This window comes from Myxacorys sp. (genome assembly GCF_059501405.1).
Genome location: NZ_JCACCM010000143.1, coordinates 1 through 13,993 on the forward strand (window position 1 = coordinate 1; position 13,993 = coordinate 13,993).

The window sequence follows — 13,993 nt, forward strand, 5'->3', positions numbered from 1 at the left end:
ACTCGCGATCTCCTCTCGCGACCGTTTTTTCTATCGCAGTAACTTGCCAAGTCGTGTATTACAGGTTCAAATTCTGTGTGTGAATCAACAGCTTTTTCAACTTGCACGGCATTCATTGTGCAGAAGTGAAGTGGGCCTTTTCGAGGGGAGTTTCACAACGAGTGACACGTCTTTCAAGCGTGTGATTAATGGATTCAAGTCTCCGCCTGCACTGCCAAACTTGCTCATCGTTAAGCATCAAAAGACAAATCATAGGTCGGCTCGCCTATCAGCGTGGGCAACTGTCTGTAAAATAGCCGCTTCTTGCGTTGCAGGTGCGACTCCTGCCCGACCTACCAAATCTATGGAGAGTAAATCGATCAGGCGATCGACGCTGTTTGCTAAACAGAGGGATGAACAATTGTGGTTCGAGTCCACTGCTCTCCGCTGCATGAGGACCTGGTGTAACTGGATAAACATCTCAGATTACGAACCTGAAGAGTGGGGGTTCAAGTCCCTCCGTCCTCGCCAATTGTGGAGAGCACCGCTGAATAGTCGTCAACTGCAAAGCGAAAACCAGGGTAGTCCTTAGACTAGGCGAACCCTTCTGAGACTTTCAGCGATCTAGCTCCTCAAACTAGCGGATTTGCATGAGAATTGTTTTCATAATGAGAATTGCTGAAGCAACGCCCGAAACTTGGTATAAGAAGGGATGCCTTCGGTAACGCTTCGCAAGGAAGAATGCCGGATGGCGACGCTAGCCCAAGGAGAGATCAAGGATGAACGATACACCGCAAAATCCGCCGAACGCAGATGAGCTACTGTTATTGCTGCGTCGGAAAGAAGGAAACTGGGTTGAATGGGCGCACGCTTGCCAAACACTTCAGAAAGCTGGGTACAGTCCACAAGCTATCTTTGAGGAAACTGGATTTGAGCCGATTCAGCAAAATCAAATTATCGTAGCGTCGCAAGTGTATGACACGATGCTAACCGTGGGCGTGTCCGATGCGGCAAAAGAATTTTTTGGGCGTAAAAGCAGTGATGTGTTGTACGAACTGCGAATTCTGACTCAACGCGATCGCGCGGCTACCGCTGACTTTCTATTTAGTCATAAACTCGACGCTGACGAAGCCCATGAAATCGCTCGCGCGGTGAAAGATTTCTCTCGCTTTGGGGGAACCAACGAAGCGTTTACTGATCATCCAGGTGATGCAGTTGCGTTTCAGACGTGGAAAGCCGCAAAGCAGAAAAGTGACCTACAAGAGCGATCGCGACTCATTGCTAGGGGTCTGAGATTTGCCCACAGCGCTACTGCCCGCAAAGCGATCGAGCAACTCTTAACAGACTTCACCGTCACGCCGAAGCGCTTGGCTCCGCGTTTACCGACCTATCGGCTAGAGTCGGATGAAGAATTGCCTCGGATCGTTCCAGTCGTGGGCAAGCTTCCCCTCAGCAAAGCAGACTTAGACGCTGTGCCGTTTGTTGATGCAGTCGGAGTTTTCCAGATGGTGCAATTTTCTGGTACAGGGGCGTGGGTGACGCTACCGGGGTGGCAAGTGGTGCGGAGTGCAGAAGATCCGATCGCGCTGCTGTGCGACAGTGATAAGTTGCCCAGCCCCATTCCTGGAGCGGCGGAAGAAGTGATCGTGTTAGTCGATCGCGCTCAGCGTCAGTGGCAGGAGGATAGCTATTTTGTTGTTGCGGAAGATGAGCAGCTTCAGTTGCGCTGGTTTGAAGACACGCCTGATCTCGCGTTGTTGGGACGGGTTGTGCTGGTGATGCGTCCTAAAAAGGTTTTAGACGAAGAATACACTAAAGAACTGTGGCAAATTGATGAGTAAGCCAGAAATCAGGTTTCTGCAACGCTTTTGCACATCAGCAATGGCACATTGATAGAGATGGAGTCAAACATGCAGTTGATGACATCTGTAAAAACTCATGGAACGCTTATTTGTCGCAATCGTACTTCTGATAAGGAATTCCAAGTCGGTAATAAGCTACTGGATTTCGGTTGCATACGGTTCTGCCTGTAGAAAGCGTTGCCGGAAAGTCTGATTTTCTGAGTCCTGGGGCAATGATCCATAAGGCTTGGTGAGATTGCTGGGGGTTGAGCGCTGCAAGAGTTTGCCATGTCGCTTCGTATCCCTGAGACTTGCTCACAAAGGTAAACGTTTCTGCTTCCGGTAATGCCAATGCAAAACTCAAACCCAAGGCAATATCTTGAAAATCTCCGTATGCCATCACGACGAGAGATGAGCCAGAAGCGCTAAGGGTTTGAGCAATTTTCTCAGGTTGATAGGGTTTGAGAAAAACTAGATTGTAGACGACAAAGAGACAGCTCAAACAGCCTGCCAACAGCACCATTATGGATGGCATTGAAGTTGGCTTCTCATCTCTTGATGTCTCTCTATTTTCACCCGTATTTTTTGCACAAAGGCTGGCTCCAACTAACGCGCAAACGGCTGGAAAGTAGATAAAGTTGTAGCGCGGAACCTGGGTAATGTCTTTATGCAACCCATAGACGATCGCTAGAAATTCCAGCACGCTACACAGCACAAATCCGGTTAGCGTTAGGGTCTGCCACTGCGTTTTTGGATTGTTCCAAAGCCGTCGTAATCCTTTGACGACTCGCCATCCCAACCATCCTGCAAACAGCAGCATCAACACAGCAGCAGGAATGGCAATCCACAAGGGCTGATTTTCGACTGGAAGCGCGATCGCCATTACGAGCCATCCAGCGGCAAGCTGATAGAGCGGCGCGATCGCACTCAAGATTCCTGTTTGCGGCACTTCTAACCAATCGGTTTCAGACCGTCCTATATGACTTAGGAATGTCGGCAATCCAGGTAAATGCAGCAGTCCAATCATGACCGTGGAAAGGACAATCGCGAGCCAATTTCGACGGTGACTTCTGCCTAACCGGCTCTGCCATGCTTGTAAAAGAATTAGGGTGACGATTTGCGCGATCGTCGCTAGAAGAAAAAAGTAGTGAACATAAAATCCGATCCCATTGACCACAATCCAACCAAGCCAGACGGAATAGCGGATCTGTCGGTGCTGTAAATCGTGCTGAATTTGAATCAGTCCCAGGAGCGCGATCGCAACAAACACCATCGGAACGGTATAGTGACGCGCTTCTTGAGAGAGGTAAACGGCAAACGGAGAGACCGCCATGGACAACGCAGCGACCAATCCAGCAGTTTTAGAAAACGCGACCCGATTGAGGGTGTAGGTGATGCCAATTAAAAGCACTCCTGCGATCGCGCTGAGCGCCCGAATTTTCCAGATCCAAGACGGCGGCAACGGGGCAGTCCATTGAAGCCAACTGTTCAGCCAGCAAAAAAACAAGGGCGGATGCACTGATTGAACTGAAATAGTTTGAGCAATTCCGCTACAGGTTGCAGCAGTATCTAGCTGAAAGATCTGAGCGAAGGCCGAAACCGCAAACGCTTTTTCTAACGGCACATCATAATAGCTGTGTCCAAAACTAAATAATGCTGTGATCACTTCATCCATCCACAAGGGCTTTAGATCCAAGTTCCAAAACCTGAATGCCGTCCCCAGTAGAAGAATTCCAGCCAAAATTAGATAATGCAAAGCAGGCTCAGCCACGACTCAGAACATCAGATTGCACTCTACACTAGAAGCGAATCGTTCGGCACAATCTGGTACTCAAGAAAGCTGGTGCTCAAGAAAGGGATGATGACTTAATTTGCCTTCTTATTTCCTTGCGTTAGCCTTGTTGCAGGCGTCCCTATGACAGAATCTCATCCCCGAACTATTGGCTTAACAGGCGGAATTGGTATGGGTAAAACCACCGTTTCCACCTATCTAGCAACACGCTATTCCTTGCCGATCTTGGATGCCGATCTCTATGCCAGAAATGCCGTTCAGCCGGGAAGTCCAGCCCTTGCTGCAATTCGCGATCGCTATGGCAGCACGATTCTGCATTCCGATGGAACCTTGAACCGCCGTCATTTAGGAGAAATTGTCTTCCAAAATCCAACTGAGCGCCAATGGTTAGAAGGGCAAATTCATCCCTATGTACGGCAAGCGATGACTGCCGATCGCAATGCTTTATGTAACGCTTTAGATAGCTCAGCAAACCCTCACGCTGCTATTGTGCTGGTGATCCCTCTGCTGTTTGAAGCGAATCTAACGGACATTGTGGATGAGATTTGGGTGGTTTATACCTCTACTGAACAACAGATTCAACGCTTGATGCAGCGCGAAAAGCTGACCTTAGAGCAGGCTCACGCCCGAATTAAAAGCCAAATGCCGATTCAAGACAAATGCGATCGCGCCGACGTGATTTTAGACAATTCTTCAACTGTTGCCGCTCTCCTAGAACAAGTCGATCGCGCCGTCACTCCACTTCAATCCCGTTGGCAAAATCTGACAACCGACAGCTAGACTGAGCTATGGTATGGTAATTTCGCTCATCAATAGATTCTGATCGACTAAGAAACAGCTATGGGTACAACGCTAAAGCAGATTGCCAGCTATTTAGATGCCAAAGGCTGGAAATATAAGGTAGACCAGGAAGGATGGCGCATTCTTACGGGCGTCTACGGTGAGCACATCGAAGACTTCCTGATTGTGATTCAGCTAGATGAAGACGGTGAGTTTTTTGAGATTTTTGCGCCTCGGGTACTGGCAGGCGTTAAAAATCATCCCCACAAGGCCGCGATCCTTCAAACTATGCTTTGCATCTCTTGGGAAACGAAAATGCTTCAGTGGGAGTATGATCCCTCCGATGGCGAAATTCGTGCCATTATCGAGTTTCCTCTAGAAGATTCGACATTAACCGAACGACAATTCAATCGCTGCCTGCACAGTCTCGTCCAGCTTGTAGACGAACTCGCGCTGCCTCGCCTCAAGACGGTGATGGAAACCGGAGAAGATCCTGGCGATCTCGAAGAAGGTGAACGCCTGTTACTGGCCTTGCAAGAAGAATCTCCCGGCTTGCTCTCTGTCTTAGAGCGAGCGATGGAGGCCCGGAAACGTCGAGGCAGAGTCACACCACCCGATGAAATGGAGCAAGACGGCTCGAGCTGATCAATTTTTAGCTAATTAGTATTTAAGTTGATGATTCTTGCTTGACTCAACTTACACGGCTTAATTTAAGGCTTATCTCAATGAAGTCTTAAGATCCTTAGCTCAAGAGCGCTTCAGGCCTGTTGCAGTTCTTGCCATACCTAACTCCGCTCTTCATTGAATGAGTAATTTTTGAGCGCATAAGGGTTGGTTCGCCACACTGTAAAACAATCCTTTCAGAATTTGCGTTAAGCGGTATCAAAATTACCGAACGTCTCAATAAACCTGCTCTAGAATTGGGACAATCGAACTTCAGAAGCTAGGGCAAACTTTTAAGACATCTCTCATGTCAAGCGGTTAGTTTTGGGTAAAACAGCCAATACAACCCTACTTTTATTCTCTTCAATTTTCAACTGAGGAGGTATTTATGTTAGTCATCCTCATCGGTGATCGCACCATTTCCCCAGAGCAAGTGTGTCAGACCTGCCTACTCGCTGACCAGAGCGGACAACCTCGCTGGCAGCAGGGACAGTTGCGCTGCGGTCAAACTATTCGCCGTCGCGGTGAGCATCTCCCGGCGCAATACCAATGTCAGATGGGGTTTCGAGTTACCAATATTGAGTAATCAACGTTGAGCAACAATAGCGAGTCAATACAGGAACGCAGGAACTGCGCTATTCTGTGCTTAGCACAATAGCACCTTGGTTAACGCGAAATTTAGGAGAATGATTCATGGCTTGGCGCGGGTCTACTACAGTGTCCGATCGCATTTTTGCTTGTCTTGCTTACTTTCTACCCCTCTTAGATCTGGTTGTGCTAGTCGCAGCGCCTCTAAGTGGCTCTTTTCTCAGTCCCCTGCTTGCGCTTCTAGCAGTTCCTCTGGCTCCCCTGTTTCTGCTGTATGGCAGTATTCCGTTTGCGTCTCTCATTGTGTTTTTTGCGCTCTACCTACTCGTGGTTAGAAACGAGAGTATTCCTCACTTTATTCGCTTCAATACGATGCAGGCGCTTCTGTTCTCCATTGCCTTGAGTTTGATTGGCATTATCTGGAGTGCGATTCTAGCGCCCGTTTTTGGTATGGGAGGATTGCTGACTCAGACGCTATTCAATGCCGTTTTTCTAGGCACGATCGCGGCGATCGGGTACTCTCTGATTCAATCAGCGTTGGGACGCTATGCAGAAATTCCGACTATTTCAGATGCCGTTCACATGCAGGTTCGCTAATCTGATTTTAGAGATCGTGCGGCGACCGTATTCTCCAGAAAGCCAATTCCCTCGATTTCGATGCGGACGCGATCGCCGACTTGCAGTGCGCCGATCCCATCCGGTGTGCCTGTCAAAATCACATCTCCTGGAAATAGCGTCATCACTTGGCTGATGTAGGATACCAATGCATCTGGCGTAAACACCATGTCGCTAATGGTGGCGGTTTGCACTGGAGTGGGACTGTCATTGAGGAATGTCTGTAGCCTTGCGTCTGGATTAATCTCACGCACCACCCACGGACCGAGCGGACAGAAGGTATCAAATCCCTTGGCACGAGTCCACTGTCCGTCTTGGCGCTGCAAATCTCGTGCGGTCACGTCGTTAGCAATCGTATAGCCCCAAATCTTGCTATGAGCCTCTTCGGGCGTGCAGGCATAGGCGCGATCGCCAATCACTAATGCTAGTTCTCCTTCATAGTCCACCCGCTCGGACTGCGATGGATAGAAAATTTCTGCTTCTGCCGCAATCACAGTTGTAGGCGGCTTCAAAAACAAAAGCGGCTCTTGAGGAACAGGAGTTCCCATTTCTGCAGCATGATTAGCATAATTTTTTCCTACAGCCACAATTTTCGAGGGCGCACAGGGAGCTAAAGTTTGATACTGATTTGGGTCTAAAATCACATCTGTCGGCTGCCCCTTAAGCCATGGCGGAGCATCTAGCACCTGCACAGTGCGATCAATTTTCAGCAACCCATAATAAATTTTTTCTGCCGCTTTTACTCGAACATAACGCTGAGCCATAGATTTGCCAATATCCTGTTAGTTGACCGGGTAGATTTGACGCGATTGGTTTAGAAACTGGTATAGAATTATAAGTCCTTGCTTTTTTATGGTTGGTGGACTCAACGGTAGATCGAGTGCCGCTCAGCACTGCTCCACCTGTTCCACCGATTTTAGAAAGAGCCATCTTGTCCATAAGGAGAACTTCAATGAGCAATCTTTACGAAACCATGTACATCATGCGCCCCGATCTGAATGACGAGGCAGTGGATCAAGCGATCGAGAAGTACCAAACTATTTTGCGGGATAATGGCGCAGAAATTTTGGAAACTCAGCATCGGGGCAAACGTCGCCTTGCTTATGAAATTGATAGACAGCGGGAAGGCATCTACGTTCAAATGAATTTCACCTCCAATGGCAGCCAAATTGCCGCCATGGAGCGGGCAATGCGCCTTAGCACCGAAGTCATCCGGTTTATGACCGTGAAGCAAGACGCTCAACCCGTTGCAGAAGCCGAGGCTGAATAATTCGCCATTTTTTAATGGTGTCTGCTAGCGCCGCTATGCTTGAGGCAAAATCAAGCGTGGTGGCGCTGGTTCTTTTGGTTCGCTTTTTCACACTGATTTTCTCCAATGCTTAAATTGACCACTGTAAAAGTGAATCAACACAAAGGAGACTTCATGTTGCTTGAACGTCTCTCAAAAGCGAGACTGCTTAATTAGAACCATAGGTATAGGACAGCTAGGAATGCCGGGTCTAATATGTAAAGTATAGTGAAGTTCATTTGGAATACAAACAATGCAATCACGTCCTAGCACCGATTTACCTCCTGTTTCTACTGCATACAACGGCAAAGACCGCAACGCTTTCTTGTTTGGTTGGAATCCTCAAGCAGAACTATGGAATGGTCGTCTTGCGATGATTGGTTTCACAGCTTATCTGCTTTGGGACTTGGCAGGCTATAGTGTTGCGCGTGACATCTTGCACCTAGTAGGCTAATAATCCTACTCTGCTGCACCGCTTTTAATAAAAAATAATTCCTCGTTCCTCCATAGTAGAGGGACGAGGAATTTTAGTTGAAACACAGGCAGCGTCAGTAGATCGGCGCGTTCATCCTAGATTTCAATGCTAATAAATTTCAATCAAGCTGTTTTGAAAATTCTTAGGCCCAGTGTAACCCGAATGCTGAGCAAGCTCTTTATTAGAACCATAGGTATAGGACAGCTAGGAATGCCGGGTCTAATATGTAAAGTATAGTGAAGTTCATTTGGAATACAAACAATGCAATCACGTCCTAGCACCGATTTACCTCCTGTTTCTACTGCATACAACGGCAAAGACCGCAACGCTTTCTTGTTTGGTTGGAATCCTCAAGCAGAACTATGGAATGGTCGTCTTGCGATGATTGGTTTCACAGCTTATCTGCTTTGGGACTTGGCAGGCTATAGTGTTGCGCGTGACATCTTGCACCTAGTAGGCTAATAATCCTACTCTGCTGCACCGCTTTTAATAAAAAATAATTCCTCGTTCCTCCATAGTAGAGGGACGAGGAATTTTAGTTGAAACACAGGCAGCGTCAGTAGATCGGCGCGTTCATCCTAGATTTCAAGGCACTGAGCGTGAACCCTTTTAGGGCTGGCGACAAGCCTTGAAGCTGTTTTGAAAATTCTTAGGCCCGGTGTAACCCGAATGCTGAGCAAGCTCTTCCAGAGTCTGCCGTCCACCGTAATACTTGCCGTTAATTTCCCACGTTGGAAACCCGAATTCTTTCCCGGTTTGCTTTTCAACTTCAGGTGCGATCGCTTTGCACATTTCGACCTGAGCTGCCTTTCCCCCCTCGGCACACTCGACGTAGGTAAACTCATTCATAGCCTCTTTGCCAAACAGTTCTTTCTGCTCACAGCAGTGCGGACACCAATACGCACCGTACATCTCTGCACCAGTCTGTTTGAGGTGACGAGCCAGACCCAATTCCGCCTCTCCAGAAGAGTTCTCTACGAGAAAGTATGGATTTCCATTTGCATCGCCAATTGTCACTGCGTTCGCGCTTCTTTGCCCAATTGGAGAATAGACAGCCAGCGTTGTAATTAGCGTTACCATTGCCACAATTGTTCCCAGAAAGAACAGTTGTCCTCGATCGTTCCAATCTCGTCCAATCAGCGTCAGCACAAACATCGCGCTGGCAAAGAGGGCAGAGGCAATACAGAAGTAGCACACTCCATTGATTCCGTAGTTCGCCACAAACTTGGAGAACATGATGTACATCAGGTAGCCGCTAAACAGCAGCATTGCGGTTGCGCCCGCAAAGAGCAGCGGCCAAGTATTATTTTCTAGACTAGTCCGCAGGGATTTTTTGCTTTCAGGATCAACCGCCAAAGGAGCCAGGGCTAACACTGCCATTGCCAAATAGGCCAGCAAGCCAAACAGGGACAGAGGTAAGCCAAAAACAGTAGCGTAAGGGCTTTCAAGCACCCGTTCACAGCCCCCCGATGGACAAGCTACGGCCTGGCTGAAAAGCTTGTTATAGGTGATGTAGCCTGTATTGAGAATGCCGAGGGTTGCGATCGCGCCAATGAGGGGACGCGACCATCGGTGAATCCAAGGCGTAGAACGTCGGCGAGTCATAGGGGTTTTGAGTAGAAGTAGCTTTAGACTGGATCAATGTTCTGATACAGCTAAATTTTACCTCCTCCATTTTGCCTGATTTACTTGAGTTTGCGGACAAGCTTCCCGGTTGGAGGCTTTGTATTCACCTGTATTGGCATCGTTGATGCTGCAGTTCAACAAAAACTAGCTTGCAAATTTTTGCTAAGTTTGCTACTTTAGTTAAGCGTTTGAAAAGTGATCCCCGCCGGGATAGCTCAGTTGGTAGAGCAGAGGACTGAAAATCCTCGTGTCACCGGTTCAAGTCCGGTTCCTGGCATAGGTTTTAAGGTGTAGAGTTGGGGACTTCCCCGATTCTTCCCCCAAAACCGCAAACTAAATATCTCAAAGTAGGGATATACCCTTAGCTGCTGCGTGTGTGTGAGAACCCCTATTAACAGCCAAAAGTTTTATATAGGGCTTCTCACACACGGTTTTGCTTTGAAAGTTGGCAGAGATTGACTCAATGCCGCATTCCTTTTGCTCTACCTCCGCATCGATGCCCTCGAATGTCTAAATCGTCTGGTGAGTTGCATCTACCTGAACCGGATAGATCCTGCGGCCCGTTCAGTAACGGTGTTGATTGATGGACGAGAATCGTTTTGGTTGGTCGTCCACCCTTCTAGCTGCATGGCAACTTGATTCGCTCCGTTCTGATCTCCTTTGTTTAGATAAATCTCCCTTGATTTTGGCGCTGCCAAGCTCCGAAGGATCGCGATTAGCAGCTCTTGTGTTGAAAATCCTGTTTGAGTTAGCCTGAAAACTCAAGATTTGTGATCAGAACCGACGCCTCTGTCTTGCGAGCTTTATAACAGAGTGAAGAGGCAAGCAAATTGCGAAGACAAGTTTTGTTGGTGTAACTCTATTAAATATCGGCGACCTGAGTGCCGCCACCTTCAGGTACTTGTGTTGTGGAGTATCGTCAAATGCTGCACTGTTTCTTCTACACTTCACCCGTAGTGAAGAGTGAGCATTCAGTAACATTCACTGCAGAGCGTTAGTTGTAGCTGATGAATCTATAGCAAGTTTTTTTTGCACGAACAACAAATTAACTCTAGTGACAGGAAGCCTACGATGAACCATCCAAACGTATCCCAGTTTTTAGCCGATGCAAAACAAAATGAAGCCTTGAGGAACAACCTCAGGGCGGCTATGACCCTCCAAAGCTGTATCGAGGTTGCTGAAAGCTACGGCTATCACCTCTCTAGCGAAGAACTTCAAGCTGGACTTGACCAAATGTCTGAACAAGAACTCAGAGACCTGATTAATCCAGGGGTGGCTCCTCGTCGCCATATCCAACCCCGTTGAGCCAAAAATCAGAGTTCACGAGCAGAGGACACATCATCCATCGGATACGCGTCCCCCTGTCAGATACCTCTTGTGTATCCTGCCGATTGCCTTCTTCGGGCATCCCCTCAATCACTGACTCAGTAGCTCAACCAAATCTGATTTTTTCAATTTGTTGTATCCCGACAACTCTCGTTTTTTCGCCATCTTCTTTAATTCTTGGGCAGTTAAGGTTTGTAGAACAGTAGGATCTTTAATTACATCCGGCATGGGCTGCGGCGTTACGTAAAAAACCTGCTTCAAAGCGTTGAGTTTCTTGCCTTTGGTAATCCCACACTTCAGGTTTGTAATAGGGTCTAACGTCTTCCAGTACTGGCGGGGCGCTTCATCAATCCGGTTCGTCGCTACTGGAAGCTTGATGCCTGTGAGACCACTACCGGGTTGTTCAATGAGATATTGCAGTGCTGCCTGGATGTCATCTCTTGAGGCTTTAGAGAGATTTATTTGAGGAATCGCTTCTCTTGATAGCGTTTTTGTGATTGCAGCCGTTGCCTCGCTATCGTCCGCAACAATACACCAAACGCGCTCTAGACCCGCTGCTTCGGCAACAGCGTAGATGAATGCATTGCCAACCACTTCATAGCGATCTTTGCTAGTTTCCTTGACGATCGTGGGCACCCAGTTTCGTCCACCAGCATCCTTCAGTTGCTGAGCAGTTGCTTTAACTAGAAATTCAGCGGCATCGGTGCCTTCACCTGGATCGATCTCATCCAGATACAAATACATGAGGTTGCCAATATCAGTGAAGGTGCTCATTGTAGAAAGTACTCCTTTGCTAGAGCTACATAGTAGTCACGGGCGGTTTTATCGCGATAGGTCGCCGGAATGCGAGAAAATGCGGCGCTGGCAATGTTCGCATAGCTAGGCACTTCAAAGATGTGCAAATCTTTCTGGGTGGTGGTATACCGAGGAAAAAAGTGCGGCATCAGGTCGAATCCGTCTTTTTTGGCTTGCTTGAGAATGTTAGTAATTGCAAGTTGCGCCGCTTCTATTTGGGAAGGTGTCGTTCTTTCGCCATTGAAGAACACAGGTAGTGCTACGGGTCTACCATCCTCTCTTGCTCTCTGTGCTTCGGGGATGAACTCTTTCATCGCCAGTGCTGCATTCTCTAGAGAGAATAAATTGTTGTGCTTAGTCGGCATTAAGACCACATCCGCTGCATAGACTGCCAACTGGCTAAAGATTCGCCAGTTAGGTGGAGCATCAATCAAGATGTAGTCATACTCCGACTTTAGTGACTCTAGATTTCGTTGAAGACTATCGGGCTTTAACTGTTGGCGAAGTTGTACCTCATCCACGGAATCGATAAATTTCTTATCTGCGGGGATAACGTCAAACTTAAACTCTTTGCCTAAAGCTTTATATGTAATGGAGAAGGGCTTAATGGCTGTGCGAAGGTTAACGTTTCTGTCTGTTAGTGCCTGAAAAACGGCTCCTTCGCTTAATGGCAGTCCTAGAGAGCTAGTGAGATCTTGCTGGTTGGGATCGCAGTCTACAACGAGAACTTCCTGCCCCAATAAGGTGAGGACTGCAGCAAGATTCACCGTTGTGGTTGTTTTACCAACACCACCTTTGTTGTTGTAAACCGAGAGGGTTAACGCTCTGACAGGCTGTTCAATTTTATCTCGCACTAGCGCGATAACCTGGCCAATATTCTCAACAGTAATTGCAAGGCAAGGCGTGGCAGGGTGAACGACCTTCCTATGTTTACGAAAAAGCTGAATGTGAACAGAATTGGTGATGATGCCCCACTGCGCTGTTTTGCAATGACTACCCAATAAATATCTTTTGATCTGACGAACAGCCCTCCTGTAGCTCGCTGACCCTTCAGATAAGCTAACGTCTCGTCCCTTGAGTTCAATCAAGAGGTACGGATTAGACTGTGTGCGTAGAAAGATATCATTTGGGCTATTTTTGCGAACTGCGTAATCAACGTCGCCACTACCAGTGTCATATTGTGGGCAGACTTCCCCTTTCCCTGTGTCAAAACCTAGAGCCTCCAGTAAAGAGCGCTGCACGAAATTGAGATCAACGACCGCCTCTAGTGCCCCATCGGGGAGATCGTGCAAGGCTACCTGCAAGCTTGCGGATGGCATAAGCGTAAATACTAAACTATTGTCTTCGTTGAAGTAACTACCAAGAATTGTTTACGTGGAACTTTCTGATGATCCGGTCAAAATTCTTGTTATTCGCAGTTCTGCTGAGTATATATTTACTCTGTTAACGTCATAAGATACGTATATACCTGGTCTCTAACCTTCCCCATAGTCTGCGCATAGAGAACATTTTTGGTCAAATTTCAAGTCATCCTAGGGTCATAGAAGGAAGCGCGCGATCGCTATTGCCAGAGTGATTAGTGTGGCGATCTAGATTAGCAGTGCGATCGCTAGGTTTTTAGGGCGAAGGGTGAGGGGCGATGGTCGTTGGCTCATGAGGGAAAGCGTTTTGATTATGCCCTCGATCTCTTGTTCCACGATAAAATAGGTACATAACACGCCAATCCAGGGGAGGACGCGGACGCTACACACGACCCCCAGGTCTGGAGTTTTATGGAAGAATTGCAATCCGATTTAATTCAATTAAAAGCCGCGCTCGAACTCATTCCCCAATCAATGCCGTTGGGTCGAGCCGCAGTCCGGCAAGCAATTGGACGAACACAAAGCCAGATTGACCAATTGAAGCGACGACTTGCAGAAATTAGAGCCGAACAGCCCAAGAGCGAGCCCTATTCCTGGCTGACACCGGAGCAGCGGTTGAAAAACCTTCACAGTCAGAGAGCGTTGCTGGCAGCCCACCGCTCAAACTGCGAACCTTGGGATTTGGTGCGACTTCAGGGAGTCGATTTGCAAATTTCCCAAATTGACACGCAAATCAAAACATTGCAAGGAGACGCAGCATGAGCCATCCAAATGATTTAGTGTCTGAACTTCCCGATGAGCCGCAAGACAAGGTATCGTCAACTTAACCGGGAATATTCGAAATTAAGTACGATAATCCTTGAA

At 47.8% G+C, this 13,993-nt stretch carries 15 protein-coding genes and 3 tRNA genes; 13 read left to right on the forward strand and 5 right to left on the reverse strand.

Annotation, left to right across the window (positions count from 1 at the left end):
- Positions 1-253: 253 nt before the first annotated feature.
- The 3 genes from AC5I6P_RS19160 (at position 254) to AC5I6P_RS19170 (ending at position 1,820) form a co-directional block, all read left to right on the forward strand.
- Positions 254-338: transfer RNA gene (locus AC5I6P_RS19160), tRNA-Tyr, on the forward strand.
- A gap of 94 nt (positions 339-432) precedes the next feature.
- Positions 433-510 (forward strand) — tRNA-Arg (locus AC5I6P_RS19165).
- Between the two features lie 248 nt (positions 511-758).
- Complete coding sequence (locus AC5I6P_RS19170; protein ID WP_495695383.1) at positions 759-1,820, forward strand: RuBisCO accumulation factor 1; 1,062 nt, start codon at positions 759-761, stop codon at positions 1,818-1,820.
- A gap of 106 nt (positions 1,821-1,926) precedes the next feature.
- Here AC5I6P_RS19170 and AC5I6P_RS19175 read toward each other — a convergent pair whose 3' ends face one another.
- Positions 1,927-3,591: a glycosyltransferase family 39 protein gene (locus tag AC5I6P_RS19175; protein WP_495695384.1), complete on the reverse strand. Its 1,665-nt coding sequence runs from the start codon at positions 3,589-3,591 to the stop codon at positions 1,927-1,929.
- Positions 3,592-3,735: 144 nt separating this feature from the next.
- On the opposite strand from AC5I6P_RS19175, the gene coaE reads away from it, so the two are divergent.
- From coaE to AC5I6P_RS19195, 4 genes are all read left to right on the forward strand, one after another.
- Positions 3,736-4,392: a dephospho-CoA kinase gene (gene coaE, locus AC5I6P_RS19180; protein ID WP_495695385.1), complete on the forward strand. Its 657-nt coding sequence runs from the start codon at positions 3,736-3,738 to the stop codon at positions 4,390-4,392.
- 60 nt (positions 4,393-4,452) lie between these two features.
- Positions 4,453-5,037 (forward strand): type III secretion system chaperone family protein, encoded by a 585-nt coding sequence (locus tag AC5I6P_RS19185; protein WP_495695386.1) that lies wholly within the window; start codon positions 4,453-4,455, stop codon positions 5,035-5,037.
- Between the two features lie 406 nt (positions 5,038-5,443).
- A complete protein-coding gene (locus tag AC5I6P_RS19190; protein WP_495695387.1) occupies positions 5,444-5,641 on the forward strand; it encodes a hypothetical protein in 198 nt (65 codons plus the stop codon).
- A gap of 107 nt (positions 5,642-5,748) precedes the next feature.
- Positions 5,749-6,240: a Tic20 family protein gene (locus AC5I6P_RS19195; RefSeq protein WP_495695388.1), complete on the forward strand. Its 492-nt coding sequence runs from the start codon at positions 5,749-5,751 to the stop codon at positions 6,238-6,240.
- Here the strand turns inward: AC5I6P_RS19195 and AC5I6P_RS19200 are convergent.
- Complete coding sequence (locus tag AC5I6P_RS19200; RefSeq protein WP_495695389.1) at positions 6,237-7,022, reverse strand: fumarylacetoacetate hydrolase family protein; 786 nt, start codon at positions 7,020-7,022, stop codon at positions 6,237-6,239. The two genes, AC5I6P_RS19195 and AC5I6P_RS19200, sit on opposite strands and share 4 nt — an antisense overlap.
- Before the next feature lie 188 nt (positions 7,023-7,210).
- Between AC5I6P_RS19200 and rpsF the strand changes: the two genes are divergently transcribed.
- The 3 genes from rpsF to AC5I6P_RS19215 all read left to right on the forward strand — a co-directional run bounded on the left by rpsF (position 7,211) and on the right by AC5I6P_RS19215 (position 8,483).
- Positions 7,211-7,528: a 30S ribosomal protein S6 gene (rpsF, locus tag AC5I6P_RS19205; protein WP_495695390.1), complete on the forward strand. Its 318-nt coding sequence runs from the start codon at positions 7,211-7,213 to the stop codon at positions 7,526-7,528.
- A 271-nt stretch (positions 7,529-7,799) separates the two neighbouring features.
- A complete protein-coding gene (locus AC5I6P_RS19210) occupies positions 7,800-8,000 on the forward strand; it encodes a high light inducible protein (RefSeq protein WP_495695391.1) in 201 nt (66 codons plus the stop codon).
- 282 nt (positions 8,001-8,282) lie between these two features.
- Positions 8,283-8,483 (forward strand): high light inducible protein, encoded by a 201-nt coding sequence (locus AC5I6P_RS19215; protein ID WP_495695391.1) that lies wholly within the window; start codon positions 8,283-8,285, stop codon positions 8,481-8,483.
- 147 nt (positions 8,484-8,630) lie between these two features.
- Here the strand turns inward: AC5I6P_RS19215 and AC5I6P_RS19220 are convergent, their stop codons facing one another.
- The gene (locus AC5I6P_RS19220; RefSeq protein WP_495695392.1) at positions 8,631-9,626 is read right to left on the reverse strand and encodes a vitamin K epoxide reductase family protein; all 996 of its coding nucleotides are present in this window, start codon (positions 9,624-9,626) and stop codon (positions 8,631-8,633) included.
- A 225-nt stretch (positions 9,627-9,851) separates the two neighbouring features.
- On the opposite strand from AC5I6P_RS19220, the gene AC5I6P_RS19225 reads away from it, so the two are divergent.
- Positions 9,852-9,924, forward strand: a tRNA-Phe gene (locus tag AC5I6P_RS19225).
- Between the two features lie 794 nt (positions 9,925-10,718).
- Positions 10,719-10,952, forward strand: a complete 234-nt coding sequence (locus AC5I6P_RS19230; protein WP_495695393.1) for a Nif11-like leader peptide family natural product precursor — start codon at positions 10,719-10,721, stop codon at positions 10,950-10,952.
- A gap of 111 nt (positions 10,953-11,063) precedes the next feature.
- Here the strand turns inward: AC5I6P_RS19230 and AC5I6P_RS19235 are convergent, their stop codons facing one another.
- Both AC5I6P_RS19235 and AC5I6P_RS19240 read right to left on the reverse strand, forming a co-directional pair.
- Positions 11,064-11,747 carry a Rho termination factor N-terminal domain-containing protein gene (locus tag AC5I6P_RS19235; RefSeq protein ID WP_495695394.1) on the reverse strand — a complete coding sequence of 228 codons (684 nt, stop codon included), beginning with the start codon at positions 11,745-11,747 and terminating at the stop codon, positions 11,064-11,066.
- Positions 11,744-13,087, reverse strand: a complete 1,344-nt coding sequence (locus AC5I6P_RS19240) for a ParA family protein (protein WP_495695395.1) — start codon at positions 13,085-13,087, stop codon at positions 11,744-11,746. The genes AC5I6P_RS19235 and AC5I6P_RS19240 overlap by 4 nt, the downstream gene beginning before the upstream one ends.
- A 453-nt stretch (positions 13,088-13,540) precedes the next feature.
- Between AC5I6P_RS19240 and AC5I6P_RS19245 the strand changes: the two genes are divergently transcribed.
- Positions 13,541-13,891 carry a hypothetical protein gene (locus AC5I6P_RS19245; RefSeq protein ID WP_495695396.1) on the forward strand — a complete coding sequence of 117 codons (351 nt, stop codon included), beginning with the start codon at positions 13,541-13,543 and terminating at the stop codon, positions 13,889-13,891.
- Positions 13,892-13,993 lie beyond the last annotated feature (102 nt).